The sequence below is a fragment of the Carnobacterium viridans genome (genome assembly GCF_900102725.1).
GTDB lineage: Bacteria > Bacillota > Bacilli > Lactobacillales > Carnobacteriaceae > Carnobacterium_B > Carnobacterium_B viridans.
This window is the reverse complement of sequence record NZ_FNJW01000008.1, coordinates 1,867,295-1,884,706: the sequence shown is the minus strand read 5'-3', so window position 1 is coordinate 1,884,706 and position 17,412 is coordinate 1,867,295. Positions and strand designations below refer to the sequence as shown.

The 17,412-nt window shown below is 35.8% G+C and carries 16 protein-coding genes; 2 read left to right on the top strand and 14 right to left on the bottom strand.

Translation table 11 applies throughout. The features are described from left to right. Nucleotides 1–238: 238 nt before the first annotated feature. The 4 genes from hpf to BLT48_RS10540 form a co-directional block, all read right to left on the bottom strand. The gene (gene hpf / locus BLT48_RS10555) at nucleotides 239–775 is read right to left on the bottom strand and encodes a ribosome hibernation-promoting factor, HPF/YfiA family (RefSeq protein WP_089977821.1); all 537 of its coding nucleotides are present in this window, start codon (nucleotides 773–775) and stop codon (nucleotides 239–241) included. A 136-nt stretch (nucleotides 776–911) separates the two neighbouring features. Continuing rightward, the gene (locus BLT48_RS10550) at nucleotides 912–1,598 is read right to left on the bottom strand and encodes a ComFC family protein (RefSeq protein ID WP_089977817.1); all 687 of its coding nucleotides are present in this window, start codon (nucleotides 1,596–1,598) and stop codon (nucleotides 912–914) included. Further along, nucleotides 1,595–2,944, bottom strand: coding sequence for an ATP-dependent helicase ComFA (locus BLT48_RS10545; RefSeq protein WP_089977814.1), 1,350 nt, complete (start codon nucleotides 2,942–2,944; stop codon nucleotides 1,595–1,597). Before BLT48_RS10545 ends, BLT48_RS10550 begins: the two co-directional genes overlap by 4 nt. Before the next feature lie 129 nt (nucleotides 2,945–3,073). Beyond that, entirely contained in the window at nucleotides 3,074–3,925 is an 852-nt protein-coding gene (locus BLT48_RS10540; protein ID WP_089977811.1) for a DegV family protein, read from the bottom strand. Between the two features lie 194 nt (nucleotides 3,926–4,119). Between BLT48_RS10540 and BLT48_RS10535 the strand changes: the two genes are divergently transcribed. Next, on the top strand, nucleotides 4,120–4,758 hold the full coding sequence (locus BLT48_RS10535) for a YigZ family protein (protein ID WP_089977809.1): 639 nt from the start codon (nucleotides 4,120–4,122) through the stop codon (nucleotides 4,756–4,758). A 146-nt stretch (nucleotides 4,759–4,904) separates the two neighbouring features. After that, a complete protein-coding gene (locus BLT48_RS10530; RefSeq protein WP_226776730.1) occupies nucleotides 4,905–5,960 on the top strand; it encodes an LCP family protein in 1,056 nt (351 codons plus the stop codon). Between the two features lie 132 nt (nucleotides 5,961–6,092). On the opposite strand, the gene BLT48_RS10525 is transcribed toward BLT48_RS10530, so the two are convergent. From BLT48_RS10525 to BLT48_RS10480, 10 genes are all read right to left on the bottom strand, one after another. Continuing rightward, nucleotides 6,093–7,172 (bottom strand): glycosyltransferase family 4 protein, encoded by a 1,080-nt coding sequence (locus tag BLT48_RS10525; protein ID WP_280513135.1) that lies wholly within the window; start codon nucleotides 7,170–7,172, stop codon nucleotides 6,093–6,095. Between the two features lie 140 nt (nucleotides 7,173–7,312). Continuing rightward, nucleotides 7,313–8,029 carry a GntR family transcriptional regulator gene (locus BLT48_RS10520; protein WP_089977804.1) on the bottom strand — a complete coding sequence of 239 codons (717 nt, stop codon included), beginning with the start codon at nucleotides 8,027–8,029 and terminating at the stop codon, nucleotides 7,313–7,315. A 10-nt stretch (nucleotides 8,030–8,039) separates the two neighbouring features. Further along, a complete protein-coding gene (gene nagB / locus BLT48_RS10515) occupies nucleotides 8,040–8,747 on the bottom strand; it encodes a glucosamine-6-phosphate deaminase (protein ID WP_089977800.1) in 708 nt (235 codons plus the stop codon). Between the two features lie 33 nt (nucleotides 8,748–8,780). Next, nucleotides 8,781–9,911, bottom strand: a complete 1,131-nt coding sequence (gene nagA, locus BLT48_RS10510; protein ID WP_089977797.1) for an N-acetylglucosamine-6-phosphate deacetylase — start codon at nucleotides 9,909–9,911, stop codon at nucleotides 8,781–8,783. Nucleotides 9,912–9,983: 72 nt separating this feature from the next. Further along, complete coding sequence (locus BLT48_RS10505; RefSeq protein WP_035021362.1) at nucleotides 9,984–11,885, bottom strand: LTA synthase family protein; 1,902 nt, start codon at nucleotides 11,883–11,885, stop codon at nucleotides 9,984–9,986. A 9-nt stretch (nucleotides 11,886–11,894) separates the two neighbouring features. After that, nucleotides 11,895–12,863: a glycosyltransferase family 2 protein gene (locus BLT48_RS10500; RefSeq protein ID WP_034538795.1), complete on the bottom strand. Its 969-nt coding sequence runs from the start codon at nucleotides 12,861–12,863 to the stop codon at nucleotides 11,895–11,897. A 127-nt stretch (nucleotides 12,864–12,990) separates the two neighbouring features. Further along, nucleotides 12,991–13,818, bottom strand: a complete 828-nt coding sequence (gene nadE, locus BLT48_RS10495; RefSeq protein WP_035021361.1) for an NAD(+) synthase — start codon at nucleotides 13,816–13,818, stop codon at nucleotides 12,991–12,993. Between the two features lie 119 nt (nucleotides 13,819–13,937). Continuing rightward, a complete protein-coding gene (locus tag BLT48_RS10490; RefSeq protein WP_034538167.1) occupies nucleotides 13,938–15,404 on the bottom strand; it encodes a nicotinate phosphoribosyltransferase in 1,467 nt (488 codons plus the stop codon). 87 nt (nucleotides 15,405–15,491) lie between these two features. Continuing rightward, on the bottom strand, nucleotides 15,492–16,910 hold the full coding sequence (locus tag BLT48_RS10485; RefSeq protein WP_035021357.1) for a glycosyl hydrolase family 28-related protein: 1,419 nt from the start codon (nucleotides 16,908–16,910) through the stop codon (nucleotides 15,492–15,494). A 5-nt stretch (nucleotides 16,911–16,915) separates the two neighbouring features. Next, entirely contained in the window at nucleotides 16,916–17,395 is a 480-nt protein-coding gene (locus BLT48_RS10480; RefSeq protein WP_023176783.1) for a SprT family protein, read from the bottom strand. Between the last annotated feature and the right edge of the window lie 17 nt (nucleotides 17,396–17,412).

The window sequence follows — 17,412 nt, the reverse complement described above, 5'->3', positions numbered from 1 at the left end:
TTTCACTTTGTTAGTAGACAAGTTGACTTCAGCTTCACGATAGAATTTTCGTTTTTTATGATAATAGTCAATATTCTTATTAATTCTATCATTACTGATTCACAATTGAAACCTTTTTATCCACATTAAGCGTTCCTTACCTAGATGCTTTTTAACAAAAAAAAGAAAATTCAAAAAAACTTCAAGGCAAGAAAGAAGTTTCTCTTGCCTTGAAGTTTTTCATTTTCAATACTTTAAGTTATTCAGTTTCAATTAATCCATATTTTCCGTCTTTACGACGGTATACAATACTTGTGCCATTTGTATCCGCATCTTCAAAAATGAAGAAATTGTGTCCTAACATATCCATTTGTAACACTGCTTCTTCACTGTCCATTGGTTTTAATGATAAGCGTTTCGTTCTAACAATATTCAGTTCATCTTCCATTACTTCTTCTTCCCCTGGTAAAGCAGGTGGAATAACGTTGGATCCACGAGATTTCCGGTTAACTTTAGTTTTATATTTTCTCATTTGGCGTTCAAGTTTATCTGTTACCAAATCAACACTTCCATATAAATCAGGCGAGGTTTCTTCCGCGCGTAAAACTAAATAAGGTAAAGGAATCGTTACCTCCACTTTAGCTGTTTTATCGGAATACGTTTTTAAATTAACGTGGGCTGTTGCTTCAGGTACATCATTAAAATATTTTTCAACTTTCCCCACTTTTTTTTCAACATAACTACGAATAGCTGCAGTTACCTCAATATTTTCGCCACGAACATTATATTTAAACATAAACACTCTCCCCTTTCATCTGACTGTGTATCAGAATCAGCATCATCAATTGGACCACTCAAATGATGATATGCTTAAATTTATTATATATCAACACCCAAAGATTGCAAATAAAATCGATTACATTTGACTAATTTTAACGAGAAATAGAAAATGTTTCAATACTTTGCGCTCCGCTTCTCCTCAAACAGTCAGCTGCATGAAAAAAGGTACGACCCGTAGTATAAATATCATCCACCAGGATTAGGTGTTTTCCTTTTATGTTACCCTGAAGATTTTTGTCAATCATAAATGGTTGGGGTGAGAGCATACGCATTTTCCGATCTTTACTTGATTGTTTTTCTCCGGTCCCGCAATGAATTAAAACGGCAGTGTAAGTTACTCCGGCAAAGTCTAGCAAACCTTCTACTTGGTTAAACCCTCTTAATTGTTTGCTTTTATCACTTATCGGTATGGGGACAACTTGTTTCTTTTGCTTTAAAAAAAAAGTTTGAATCTCTTTTTTAAATAATTCACCTAACTGGTAATCACCCGTGTATTTGTAAGCCTCTATCCACTCTTTTATGAATGTATTGTATTGATACAACGCTGTATGTTTGAAGGGATAGCTTGGATAGTCAGCTTTCCATTTCTGGCAATCTGGACAGAGTCCTTCTTCTACCCAGTGCCGACTGCAACCTCGACAAACTGGACCATTTTGTAACGACACTAATTTATCTGAACAAGAATCACATCTGACCATTGGTTCAACTTTTTTAAAAGTCACCAATTCTCTTAATTGTATGCTTTCTTTAATTGTCTTTCCACACCATAGACAGTTCATTTCTCTATCAACAATCCCCTTTCATGAGCTAATGTGTTCATTTTTTTTATTTGGGTGATAGCACTCTTCAGTGCTTTTGTTTGTCCATAATGGAGGTATCGTACTTCTCCTGCTGGAAAATCACGATGTCTGCCAACACGACCGGCAATTTGAATCAATGCGGCTTCTGTGAACGTCCGATCTTCAGCACCTAACACAAGGACATCAATATCTCGAAAAGTAACACCTCGCTCCAAAATAGTTGTAGTCAATATGAACTGATAACTTTCATCACGCATCTTCTGTACTTTTTCTTTGCGCTGTTCATCCTCCGAAGAAACGCTTGTAAATGAACAGTCGGGAAAAAAATCTTTAAGACAACGCGAAAATTCGAGCATCAACTCAATATTAGGCACAAATACTAGGAATCGTCGGTTTGCTTGTAACAAACGCTGGACTTCTTTGAAAATTGCAGCTTTTTTATGCCTTTTCAGAATTGATTTGCGCCAATCGCCTACCCAAATAGCTTTAGGTTCAGGTAACGCAAATCCATGATAGCGAGCTGGCAGAATTGAAGCGGCTAATTTTTTTTGTGCAATATCTTGCCTCATTTGTTTATTAGGGGTAGCAGATAAATAAATAATGGTTCCGTCAGTTTTTTTAGCTTTTTGTGCAGCAAATTGTAAAGCTTTATCTGTATCAAACGGAAAAGCATCAATTTCATCAATAATCAAGACATCAAATGCCTCTCTAAATCGCATAAGCTGATGAGTAGTTGCAATAACTAATTGAGTGTAGCTGTAACCTCCTTCCATCTCTCCATAAAGAGTGATTTGTTCTACCTGTTGAAATGCGCTTTTTAGACGAGGAGCTAGTTCTAGACAGACATCCGTTCTCGGAGAAGCTATGCAGATTCTTTTCCCACTTCTGATTGCCCCTTCTATTCCTTTAAAGAGCATTTCAGTCTTTCCAGCTCCAGCAACAGCCCATATCAGTCTCGTTTGACCAGATATTATAGATGTTTCAATTTCTTTAGATGCATGTTCTTGCTGTTGCGATAGTCGACCTTGCCAAGTCAAAATAGGTTCTTTTACTGGAATAAACTCATTTTTTTCAGGAACATGGTAAAGCTCACTACATTGTTTAACTTTTCCCATTTGAAGACAGCGAATACAATAAAAACACTTTTCCCCACAGGTACAAGGAGCTATTTGTCGATCTTTTGGTTGATTAGATCCACAACGCCGGCAAGTCTGTTGTTTTCCTGCTTCTATAAAACCACTTGAAATTATACTTTTGTTCTCTTTAAGACAATCTTCTTTTAATTCACTCACTAACAGCTCTCTTCCCATCAAAAAATGAGTCATTTTTTATCACCTCTTTTTTACTGTACGCAAAAAAAGGCTTGAGAATCTATTTATCCCAAACCTTTACCTACTCAATTATCCGCTCTAAAATGACAGTTACTTTTATTTATATAAACTAATATAATGGCTTTATTTGCTTGTCAGATCTTCTGCCCAAGTCAGACCTAAAGCACCTTCACCTAAGTGTGTGCCAATAACTGGACCAAAATAACTCATTTCATAACGTAATGTTGGGTATTGCTGTTTTAAAACTTCCATCCACGCTAAAGCTTCTTTCTCAGCATTAGCATGAATAATCGTTGCAACGATTGGATAACCTTTTTCGACATCTTCTTCTAATAGTTGTTCGATTCTTTTAAGAGCCTTCTTCTTCGTTCTTATTTTTTCAAAAACCGTAATTTTTTTATCTTCGAAATGCAAAATAGGTTTTATCTTCAACAATGAGCCTAGCAGCGCTGACCCATTAGAAAGTCGTCCTCCGCGCACCAGATGGTTTAAATCATCCACCACAAAATAAGCCTGCAAGGTTTTTTGTATTTTTTCAAACACTTGAAAAATCTCTTCAACGGTATATCCTTCTTTAGCCATTCTTGCAGCCTCTAGCACAAAGTAACCTTGCGCTGAACAACTGATTCCCGAATCATACGGGTAAATTTTAAAATCTTCATAGATGCCAGATAAACTTTTAATGGTATTATAAGTTCCACTCAGTTCGCTCGATAAATGTATGCTTATCACAGCATCATACGTTTTAGATAACTCATTAAACAATACTGATGCTTGACCGATAGGCGGTTGTGAACTGGTTGGTAAAGTCTCCATCGACTTAACAGCTTCAAAAAAAGTAGTTGGACTTATTTCCGTTTCTTCTATTACTTCATTTTCCATTATGACCGATAAAGGCAATCGATAGATAGAATACAGCTCACATTGTTCATCCGTTAGATACGCTGTGCTATCTGTTACCACTGCAATTTTCAAATTCTCACCTCTCTATTAAGTACTTACGCAGTATAGTCGCTAAGTTAAAATTATAGCACACTTTTTTTTTTGTTAAAACGTCTTCTTTAGGAAGGTACATTTCCTAATTCTTTTCTATTGTTCTTGTTCAACTCTTACACTAAAGGTACACTATTTGTATAAGGCAATTATTCAGTTTGATGAAAGGGAAAATTATGTTAACTCATTACAATACCATTGAAAAAGATGGTCAATTTGAATTTGAAATTAAAAAATCTCGTTTTATTTGTCACTTAAAACGAGTATCGAATGAATTAGAAGCTCAAAAGTTTGTTCAGTCAATAAAAAAAGAACATGTCAAAGCCAACCATAACTGTGTGGCTTACTTAATTGGCGATTATAATGAAATCCAACGTGCTTACGATGATGGAGAACCCTCAGGTACAGCTGGGGTTCCTATGTTAGAAGTCCTAAAGAAAAAAGATCTTAAAAATGTTGTCGTTGTTGTCACTCGGTATTTTGGAGGTGTCAAGCTTGGTGCAGGAGGTTTAATACGGGCTTATGGAAAAGCTGTCAGTCAAGGTTTGAATGCGATTGGAGTTGTTGAAAGACGTTTGCACACTCAAGTAACGATTGTTGTGACTTATCCAGCCTCAGGGAAATTGGAAAATTCTCTTCGCGAAGCGAACTATGCCATTGAGGATACTCTTTATTCTGATGTTGTTTCCTTTTTATGTCTCATCGATCACGAACAATTAACCACTTTCCAAGCAGCTGTTATTGAATGGCTTAATGGTCAAGTGACATTTGAAATAGGAAAAGACGTTTATTGTGACAAAAGAATTGTAAATTAAATGTTAAGAAATGATTACTTTTTCCGAATATTCTTTCTACTTGTTTTTATTCGTGATAAAATGAACAGGATATTTTAGACTATATGTGTCTAGATAACAAGCACCGCCATGATCAATTCAAAAGCAAATGATTTTTCTGAAGGAGAATGAGTGTGAAGAAACATCCTAATACTAGTAGAAGCGCGTCATATATTGATAAACGACAAAAAAGAAAGAATACGATCATTCTTAGTATCCTGATTCCAATTATGATTATTATTTTAGGGGCAGCTATTTATGCAGCTAAGCTTTATGCAACTGCTCAAAAAACAATTGATGATTCTTATCATGAACTAGACCGTAGTAAAGAAGTTGTAGTAGATCCAATTAAAGAAACCACTTCTATTTTAATTATGGGTATTGATGATACAGAAGAACGCGATCTTGGAAGTGCAAGAACCGATTCATTAATTTATTTGACTATCGACCCAAATAACCATGAAGTTAACATGGTCAGTATTCCTAGAGACACTTATACTCCAATTATGTATCAAGGAGAATACGTGCGTGAGGATAAAATTAATGCAGCTTATGGTAAAGGAGAAGAACAAGCAACCATTGAGACTGTTGAAGAATTGTTAGATGTTCCTATTCACTATTATGTGACCTTTGATTTTGAAGCCTTTTTAAAAATCATAGATGCATTAGGCGGCATTGAAATGGATGTTCCAATCGCTTTTTCAGAACAAAATTCTGATGGCAAAATGAATCAAATCACCTTAGAAGAGGGTTATCAAACGTTAAATGGTGAAGAAGCATTGGCACTGGCTCGTACAAGAAAAATTGATAATGACGTTATGCGCGGTGAAAGACAACAATTGTTGATACAAGCAATTGTTAAAAAAGCATTAAGTGCTGGTTCCATATCAAAATATACAGATGTCATTGAAGCAGTTGGCTCAAACATGCGTACTGATTTGACTTTCAATGAAATGTTAGGAATAGCTCAAACAGGATTAGAGGGTTCATACGCATTCAACTCTTATACTTTTGAATGGACAGATTTCATGTTGGATGGCGCAAGCATGGTTGAACTTTATCCAGACAGTGTAGATTTTGTCAGTCATCGTTTCCGAGTAGCTCTTGGATTAGATTCTTTAGATGAACGGGATGCTGACGATTATGAATTTGAAACAAACGGCCTAACAAACTATGCTTATTAAAAAGCTCTTCGCAAGCAAACCTTATTCCTCCAGAAATATGCTTTAGTCAATTTAGCTAAGCTATCAACACTAAAAAGTAGAAAGCTAAAAAAAACGAGTACAGGACTTTTTAGTCTTGTACTCGTTTTTTAGTTATCTTTTTCGATTTAATTTTTTGGCAAAACGTCTAAATCTAGATAATAAGGGTCTTCTTTCTTCGCTGACTAACCCAATCAATTCCATGAATAACTCTAGACCAAGCAATAAGCCTACTGTTAACATAATGGATCCCCAAAAAGTAGATAAAGGATACATCAATGCAATCAATGAAAACATAGCGGCAATACTATAAATAGCAAGCACTGTTTGTCTATGGGTCAGTCCCAGAGTCATTAAACGGTGGTGCAAATGCATTTTATCTGCACTTGAAATTGGTTTTCGATTTAATCGTCTTCTTAATATAGCTGCAACCGTATCTGTAATCGGTATGCCTAATATAACGACTGGTATAATAACAGTAATCAATGTTGCATTTTTCAGCCCTTGAAGCGACATAATAGATATCATAAAGCCTAAAAATAAAGCACCTGTATCGCCTAAAAAAATACGCGCTGGAAAAAAGTTATAGGGCAAAAATCCTATGGATGCTGCAACAAGAGTAAAAATCATGATTGGAACAGCTACATCAGCTATCGTTAAAAAGAAGAACCCAATAATACCCATGGTTGTTAGAGCAATAATTGAAACTCCGGTTGCTAATCCATCTAAGCCATCTATTAAATTGACTGCATTTGTAATAGCTAATATCCATATTAATGTAATGGGTAAGCTAAAGACTCCTAACTGTATCTTCCCAATTAATGGCAAGGTAACGAGATCCATTCGTATATCAGCTACATAGTAAATAATTAGTGCAGCTATTAGGATACCCAATAATTTCATTTTTGGGGAGATCTCGATTAAATCATCAATCATTCCAGTAATAATAATGACAGTAGAAGCAACAAATAACGGCAGAACTTGTTTAAATGGAATTGGCTGCAAAAAAAATAGGGAAAAATAAAAAGACAAGTAGATCGCCAATCCACCTAAAGTTGGCATCGCCTTTACATTTACTCGTCTTTCGCCAGGTTTGTCTATAGCATTTACTTTTAATGCCAATTTTTTTATTAGCGGTGTCAGCATAAAACTAATTATGATCGTTAATAAGCAAAACACCAATACTTGAAACATATCATACATAAAAGAGAAACCTACTTTCAAAGCCATTCTTGCTCTCATTATACAAACTTAATGGCTAAAATACAATTGCAAGTTAATTTTGACTGGACTAACGACCTTTAACAGCAAAAAAAATTTACGCTAAACAACAATTAGCGTAAATCCTTTTCTAAATAAAATTCAAATCTTTCTCCAACATATTGAGTACGAACATACTCAAAGGGCAAGTTTTCTTCTGAGTAACTGATTTGTTTCAACTGAAGAATTGATTCACCTCGTTTGATTGATAAATACTCCGCAATTTTTTCAGAAGCACGCATAGCAGAAATCGTTTGTTCTGCTCGTTTAACCGTAATTCCTTGTTCCGCTTCTAAAACTTTGTAAAGTGATTTAGTAATTTCTTGTTTTCCTAATGATTCAACAAGGTGATACGGAATCGTTGCCACTTCAAAACAAATAGGAATATCATCTGCATATCGAATACGTTCCATTCTTAAAACCATTTCTTCTGATTCAAGCTTTAAATTTTCGGCTTCACTTACACTCGCAGGCTTGACATGATAGGAAATCGTTTTACTTGTGGGTTTTCTTCCTTGTGAAGTCATAATATCGGTAAAGCTTTGAATACCAGCCATTTTTTCTTGTACTTTTTTATTGGATACATAGGTTCCAGAGCCTACTTTCCGCTCTAATATTCCTTCATCTACCAGAGTTTGTACGGCTTGCCTCAAGGTCATTCGGCTGACATTAAAGTGGATAGCTAAATCTCTTTCAGAAGGAATACGCTCTCCTATTTTCCAAACTTCTCGTTCTATCATTTTTCGTATTTGATTATGAATTTGAATATAAATTGGTGTCGCCTTAGCCATGATTTCGCTCCTATCGTTGCATTAATTTCGCTGCTTCCTCATCCACAATCATAATCACATTTTTATGATTTTGCAAGATGCTTACCGGAACTTCTTCTGTTACAGGTCCTTCTACAGCTTTTTTAATAGCTTCTGCTTTTGTTTCACCATAAGCCATTAAAATAATTTTTTCAGATTGCATAATTGATTTGATTCCCATTGAATAAGCTAAACGCGGAACATCTTCGACATGATCAAAAAATCGTTTATTCGCTTCAATAGTAGATGGCAATAACTCTACTTTATGTGTTGTTAACTCAAAAGAAGTTCCAGGTTCATTAAATCCAATATGTGCGTTGCTTCCAACACCTAAAACTTGAATATCAATCGGATGTGTTTCAATAATTTGATCATAGCGTTCACATTCTTGTTTTGCATCTTTAGCCATTCCATCGGGCACAAACGTTTCTTTGAAGGGTTTTTTAGAAAATAACTGTTCTTCCATAAAATAATGGTAGCTTTGAGGATTTGTAGGAGCAAGTCCAACATACTCATCCAAATTAAGAGCAGTCATTTCTGAAAAATCTATGTCACTTTGAATCATTTCATGGTACAACGAAACAGGTGTACTTCCTGTAGCCAAACCAAGTACTTTTGCTCCTTGATCCATACCTTCTTTAATCAATTCGAATGCTTTCTTTCCGCCCTCTACGTTATCTTTCACAATAATTATTTCCATTTGTAATTTCCACCTTTTCTTTTCGATTCTCGTTTAATAAACCATTTTCCCGTAACTAAATGTATGCTTTATATCAAATTCACTAGTCATTACGATTATATCGGCATCTTTACCCGCTTCAAGGCTGCCCTTTTGACTTAAACCAAATTCTCTTGCTTGATTGACAGAAGTCATTTTTACGGCGTCTTCAATGGAACAACTTGTAAAAGCTATTATGTTTTTAAATGCATCATTAAACGTCAATACACTTCCTGCTAACGTTCCATCTTCTAATCTTGCTTGATTATTTTTTACTAAGACTTTTTGCCCGCCTAATTCGCTTTCACCATCAGGCAAACCTTTTGCACGCATCGAATCCGTGATGACTTCAATTCGGTCTGGTCCTTTAATTTTATAAGCTAAGTTGACCATATCAGGATGAATATGATAGCCGTCAACAATCATTTCTGTATAGATAGCATCTTCTAAAAAGGCATGCCCTGTTACTCCCGGCTCACGATGATGCAATCCTCTTTGTGCATTGTACAAATGTGTAATATGAGAAGCTTTAGAGTCCATCAGCTGAGCTCTAGTTGCGTTGCTGTGCCCGATTGAAAGAACAATGTTATGACTCATACAATAATCTTCAAATTCTGACGCATCACTTGTTTCAGAAGCATAAGTGACTAAGCGAATACGATTTCCACTTAACTTGTTCCATTTCTCCATTTGTTTTGCGTCTGGTACACGGATATACTCCTCAGGTTGTGCTCCTTTAAAATCCACAGATACAAAAGGTCCTTCTAAATGAATACCTTGAATCACTGGATTTTTCATTGCAGCTTCGTTTATAGCAATAAGAGCTTTATCAATAGCATCGTAAGATTGCGTCATCGTTGTAGCAAAGTAAGAAGTGATTCCTTCTTTATGCATTTTTTGGATCATTTGATTGATTTCTTCTGAATTAGCATCCATATTATCATAGCTGTATCCACCATGACTGTGAACATCAATAAACCCAGGTAAAACAATTTTCCCAGAAGCGTCTTGTTCTTGATCAGATGTTTCTTTTTTATAGTCACTCATTTTGCCTACAGCAAGAACTTCTTCAGAAAAGCGAATAAATGCTTCTTCTATTTTTTCTTCTCCAGTATAAACCGTCACATTTGTTAGTACATTAGCCATTTTTTTGTCTCCTTTGCTCTTTTATTCCATTATAAATGGTATAGACCAAAAATACAAGTAAAAAACAAGCACTCAATTTTCAAAAAAATTAAGTACTTGGCTATAATTTTCTCCTACTGTTACATCGTATTGAATCATATCGTATACATTTAGTAAATCTTGAGTTTCTTTTAAAAGATCTTTCCGTTCAGTAATGATTGTTTCTGTATTATTTTCAAGATATAGTCCTTTTTCAAAAGCCGGTAACCCTTCTTCTAATTCCATTAAAAATGCGTAAAAAGGAGTAACCTGTGCATTTGCAATAGTTAAAATATGATTCATGAAATAAATAGGACTGATTGTTCCTAATGTACCCTCGTTTCCCGCAAAATTAGAATAGATAATCAGCGGAGTCTGATGCATCTTTAAACTTCCATTGGTTTCTACAATGCTCTCACTGTAAAAACTAGGCAAATGATCTCCCCAAAAAACCACGATCGTTTTTTCCGGTAATTGTTCGATAGTTGTTAAAAAATCATCTAATGCATCATCACTATATTCTAAGTCTTGTAGATAATTAGCAGCTTCTTTAGCGTTCCCTGTTCCTTGCGTTGAAAAATCTGTATTTGGGTATTTACCACTATAACTCATATGATTTTGCATACTTACCAAGTGGATAAAATCAGATTCTTTTGTGTGTTTCATTTGTTTTAAAACTTCTTGATAGGCTGACTGGTCTGAAATATACGGATTTCGATCATTCTTTTCGACAAACTCCATATTTGTTTCATTTAGAAATGTTTTAAATCCAAGCTTTTGATACACTTCCTTGCGTTTGTACATGGTTGTATTGTACGGATGGATAGCAGACGTAGCATAATTTTGTTGGTTCAAATAAGACACAATAGAAGGCAATTTACTCATTCTAGAAACCAATTGTGTATATGGTGTTGTTAAACTAGCTGCCATTGGTTCCATTGATAATCCAGTTAATGCTTCAAATTCAATATTGGCTGTTCCGCCTCCATACCCTTGTGATAGAATTTTTCCGCTTAAAGTTGTTTTTTCTAACTCGCGGATCTTGGGAATAGGATCTTTTGAAAGGGTTATTCCTTCAAGATCTAAAGGATCTGAAAAACTTTCATTCATCATATAAATAATATTTACATCATTTAATGCAGCCTTCCTACTTTCATTTATCTCTGCAGCTTTTTCTTCATATTTGTGAACAATATCCGCCACTTGTTGTTTTGAATAATTTATTGGTTTTGTCATAGCGTTTATACCAAGATTGTATAGAAACCCTCCGATAAATCCATTGTTGTAATAATTCATTTGCTGACTATAAGGAATCCAGTAAGCATACCGATCATAAGCAGCCTTAAATACATTCCCTGTTTGATTAAAACAAGAACTGTAAAAAAGAATGAAACTAGCTACTAGAAATGTACTTCCTCTTATTAGCCAACTTGCTTTAGTTTGTACTGGTCTTTCCCATTGGTACTTTCTTTTTTTTCTAACTAAAATAAAGACAGCTATACTTACTACACAAAGTAAAAAAATACCCATTGCTAAAATAAGTTTGCTATCAATCATACGAATCAAAAAAGGCAATTCTCGAATCATCGAAAAATCAGAAGGGTACAATGGTTCTCCACGTAACGCCATTTTCTGTTGTGTTGTAACGCCAATCACTAGTACACCTAAAAGCAAGATAAGAGCACTCAACCAGCGAGATCCGAAAAGAGACGTCATCCATATGTACAAAACAAATAGTAAAAACGCTCCGAATAAAAATAATTCTGTATGCCAATTGAAAGCAAAATTCATTGCTAAGGAAAAGCTGTATTGGTTTTGAAAAAATTGCAGTAAAAAATTCCCTGCGATTGACATTATCAGCCCAACCAGAATCGTTTTCAAGCAACCTGTTAAAATCGTTTGAGCCTTATATGAAAATGCCCATTTTTTTTTCTTCTTTATTTTTCTCATTTTCATTCACCTTTATTAAAGAACTTTCTTTTGTTTCTTTTCGTTTTTTTGATTGTTATCTGTTTCTTTTAAAATATAAATAGGTCTTTTCTTCGTTTCTAAATATGTTTTTCCTAAATATTTCCCAACGATCCCTAAACAAAATAGCTGCAACCCTCCAATAGCTAATATTATGGTTACTAATGATGGCCAACCTGCTGTAGGATCATCAAATAAAACCGTTCGGATAACAATCACGATCATAAAGAAAACAGCTGCAACAAACGAAAAAAGTCCTACAAAAGAAGCTATTGCCAACGGAATATCTGAAAAATCCACAATGGCATCTAATGAATATTTAAATAATGTCCAAATAGACCACGTAGATTTACCTGCGGATCGTTCTTTATTTTCAAACTCTAAATATTTGGTGTCAAAGCCTACCCAACTAAAAATCCCTTTCGAAAAACGATTTACCTCAGTCATAGAAAGAATAGCCTCAACCATTTGACGAGTCATTAACCGATAATCTCGCGCACCGTCTACAAATTCAACTGCAGAAATGCGATTCATGATTCGATAAAACTCTTTTGCTAAAAAAGAACGGAGCGGCGGTTCGCCTTTTCGGCTCACTCTCCTTGTCCCTACACAATCGTATGCTTCTTCACGTATCAGACGAAGCATTTGAGGCAGCAATTCAGGTGGATCTTGTAAGTCAACATCCATCACTGCTACATAATCTCCTGTAGCATGTTCTAAGCCAGCATATAAAGCAGCTTCTTTGCCAAAGTTTCGCGAAAAAGACAGATATCTAATGGTCGTTGGATGTTGTTGAACCATTTCGCGTAAAATAGTCAACGTATGATCCTTTGAACCATCATTGACAAAGATATATTCAATAGTTGTATTCTCTAATAGTGACTGTATCTTTTCAACTGCATCAAAAAAAAGGGGAATCGTCTGTTCCTCGTTATAACAAGGAATGACAAGTGACAATTTTTCCATTTCCACTGTTTTCACCTCTCATTCTAAATGTACAATCACTTAAATCTAATGCTACCTAGTAACAGAAAAAAGCTGGAATAAATTTTCCAGCCTTTTAGTGTTTTATTTCCTTTTATTACAAGTACTGTTATTTCCAAAAATCATCAAAAATCGTAATCGGCAAATGGCGTTTATGTTCTGTTTTCACATACCAACTCTCAATAGTTTGAGCTGCTGCTTCAGCAATTTCTTTTCCTTCTAGGTAATCATCAATTTGATCATACGTTACACCTAACGCCATTTCATCTGGTAAAGAAGGTTTGTCTTCTTCTAAATCAGCCGTTGGAACTTTTTCATACAAATGTTTAGGAGCTCCTAATTCTTTTAATAAGGCTTTTCCTTGACGTTTGTTTAATCTAAATATAGGATTGATATCCGTTCCGCCGTCTCCGAATTTTGTGTAAAATCCAGTAATTGATTCTGCAGAATGATCGGTTCCTAATACTGCTCCATTGTTGCTTCCAGCTATTGCATATTGGATGATCATGCGTTGACGAGCTTTAATATTTCCTTTAACAAAATCTTTGATTGGAGTACCTGATTCTTCCAGTGTTTGTACTGTTGCATCCACTCCAGGTTTTACATTTACTTTCACTACCTTGTCTGCACCAATAAACTCAATGGCATCCATAGCATCTTTTTCATCTGCTTGTTCTCCATAAGGAAGACGTATTGCAATAAACTGATAAGAAATATCTCCTGTTTCTTCACGCAATTCATTCACAGCTATTTGGCCTAATTTACCGACTAAGGTAGAATCTTGGCCTCCACTGATCCCTAATACCAGCGTTTTTAAAAAGGAATGTTTTTTTAAATACGCTTTTAAAAAATCGACACTTTTACGTATTTCTTCTTTTGGATCAATAGATGGTTTGACTTGCATTGCTTTTATGATTTGGTTTCTTAATTCAGTCATATTTCTTATCCTCTTTTCTTCATTTAGTGGTTAAATGTAGTATAGCATAGTTTTTTTTAGGGCTCTAATAATTCTGTTTTCAAAAAAAAGAATCCAACTTCGATTCTTTTTTTGATTACTTATTTAGCCAAACTATTTACTTCATCGCGTACTTTTTCAATCGATTTGATCTTATGGTCATAAGCCGCTTGCGATAAATCGACGGGATAAGCCTCAGGATTTAAACTGCGCTTATATTCTTCCCAAAGCATACCTAAACTGATTTCTGCATAAGCTTTGATCTCTGGTAATTTTGGCAAATCATAAACCAAAGTACCGTCAACAAAAATTTCTTTTAAGAGCGGTCTAGCACTAAAATTCTTGACCGTTTTATTGATATACGTGTGCACAGGATGAAACATAAACAATTCTTCTTTTTGATCGGGTCTTTCTTCCCAGAGCGTAATGTAATCTCCTTCAGATTTCCCATCATCATTTTTGGTGATGCGCCAAACTTGTTTTTTACCTGGTGTTGAAACTTTTTCAGCATTGCTGGAAAGCTTCAATGTGTCTACCATGTTTCCTTGTTCATCTTCAATGGAAACTAATTTATACACTGCTCCAAGAGCCGGTTGGTCGTAAGCTGTGATTAATTTTGTTCCCACGCCCCATACATCGATTCTAGCACCTTGCATTTTCAAGTTTAAAATCGTTTTATCATCTAAATCATTAGATGCATATATTTTGGCTTCAGTGAAACCTGCATCATCAAGCTGTTGACGTACACGTTTTGAAATGTAAGCCATATCGCCGCTGTCGATACGAACGCCTTGGAAGTTAATCTTATTGCCAAGTTCTTTTGCTACTCGAATAGCATTAGGCACACCAGATTTTAATGTGTCATAAGTATCTACTAAAAAGACACAGTCTTTATGCGTTGTTCCATAAGCCATGAAAGCATCGTAATCATTTCGGTAGACTTGGACTAATGAATGAGCATGTGTTCCGCTGACCGGAATGCCAAAGATTTTGCCCGCACGCGTATTACTGGTTGCATCACATCCGCCAATATAAGCTGCTCTTGTTCCCCAAATAGCTGCATCCATCTCTTGAGCTCTCCTTGTTCCAAACTCTAAGACAGGTTCATCTTTTACGATTGCCTTGATTGCAGATGCCTTAGTAGCGATAAGCGTTTGGTAATTAAGTATGTTCAAGATTGCTGTCTCAACTAATTGACAATCGGCTAAAGGCCCTTCAACTTGTAGTAAGGGTTCTCCAGCAAATACCACTTCCCCTTCTACCATCGAACGAATCGTTCCTCTAAATTTAAAATTCTTCAGATATTCTAAAAATGCCTCCGGGTAAGTATCTAAACTTCTCAAATAATCGATATCGCTTTTTGTAAACTTCAAACTTTGAATGTAGTGCACAACACGCTCTAAACCAGCGAAAATAGCATAGCCGCTGTCAAAGGGATTACTTCTGTAATACGATTCAAAAACCGCATGAGTGTCTGCTTTTCCTAACTCCCAATACGTTTTCATCATATTGATTTGGTATAGATCAGTGTGTAATGCCCAACTGTCATCTGGATAAATAGTATTCATTACTCTTCCCCTATCTCTTATTTATTCCCGTTAATCATAACATAAAACCATGAAAAATAGGGTAGTTTCATCGGTGTGCTTAGCCGATTATTCCAATTGATCTATTTGGACTCGTCCAGTTTCTTTTCCTATGCGAATCGGCTTGATTGAACGCTCATAATTTTTCAGTTCAATATGTCTTACAGCTACTTCCCCCGCTCGGTATTGAATAGATAATGCAATTTTATCTGAAGATTCATCTATCTTTGTTAAAGCAAAAAAATGATTGATGGCTACTTTTTGATAAGCAGATACAACGAGTGCTCTTGGCGTTGAAGCTGCATAGAGATCCGTTTTTTGAGGGCAGTCTGCTGCAAGAAATGTTGCTCGGATGCCAAATGCCGAAACAGAATACTCATCTTCTCCTTGATGATGACCAATGTGCCTAAAGTTATAGGAACGATTATCTTGTCTGGAATAATGACCAATGATTTGTACGTCTGATGCTGCCGAACTGGTTTGATGCGCTTTTATTTCTATTCCGCCAAAGCAAAAAGCAGTGAAGTTATTTGCCAGAGTAACATGTTGTGAACCATCATCTATTTCGATGCCATTAGAATTTGAATAACCTTTTTTGTGAGCACGGCCGCTGGGATGATGCGCATAAGAATTAGATATAAAGATATGATCGCTGTGATGCGTCGTTATGCCATCGTCGCCAAATCCGCTCGTCTCAATGCCATCTAGCCAGACAAATTGACTGCCGCCTTTTGCTCTAAGACCATCGCCAAAATAATTGTACATAGGAGATGTGACATCGATTCCGTGCAATCCAGGATCAATGACGTTCACGTTTCGAACTATGCCATATTTAACTTGGGCTAAAGTAATGCCGCTGGAATAAGTTCCGCCGCTCGCTGTTTTTTCTGTGCTGCTCAGCCTAGCACTATTCCAGTCCAGAGTCATTCCTTCAATTCGAATATGGTGGTTACCTTTTACATGGTGTTGGTTGGTGATCAATCGTGTTTTTTTAGGCGCTTTTTTATGCAAGGTCAGAACGGTTTGATTCGGCCCGCTGCCGATCAGTTCGGTATGAGAAGGGAGTCTGATTCCTTTTACCACATAGTTACCTGGGGGCACAATCACACGTCTGTAACCTGAAGAAACAGCTTTTTTAAATGCTAAGGTGCAATCTGTTCTTCCATCTCCCAGTGCACCATAATCAAGCACAGATACCGTTTTTATGTTCTTTTTCAGCCAATCCATTTCAACGTCCAATACCATTTTCCAAAGTGGAAAAATTTCCCCTTCTTTACTGACTAAAACAGGCGGTTCCGTTGTAAAATCTGTTTTCCTATTGCTAAATCCATTTACTGTCAACCAGCCTTTTTTTTGTTCGGCTAATTTGCCAGCTAACGTTCGAAATATTTTTTCTGTTTCATCAATAGCATTTTGTTTTTTTATTGGACTAGCATAAGATGGAAAGATAAATGCTATTTTTTGCCGGATCATTTGTTCTTGATTCATTATTTTCACCCCTTAAGGTTCACTGTTTCGTTCCTTATCCCAATGTACATCAACTTTCCTTTACACTGACCACACACATACTTTTCGGTATTGACTCTGCGCTGCCGATAAATCAACTGAGAACATCCTTGGCATTGGTAAAGCACTAAGCTCTTAGCTGGTTTAGATTTACTTAACGACTTTACAAATCTTGATCCGCCAACTTCTTTTAATAATTGTTTAAATTCCTTATCTTTGTGCTGAAACCCTTGGTTCGTTAAATGCAAATGATAGTGACAAAGCTCATGTTTAATAACGCCTAAAAATTCTTCTGATCCAAAAGTCTCTAGAATGAGTGGATTAAAATCTAAATTATGGGACGTTAAATGATAACGCCCTCCAGTAGTCCGCAAACGACGATTAAATACGGCTTGGTGTTTGAAGGGTAATCCAAAATACGCTAATGACGTTTCTTGCACCAATTGCTGTAATTCTGCTTGATTCATTTTTGTTCTTCCTTTTT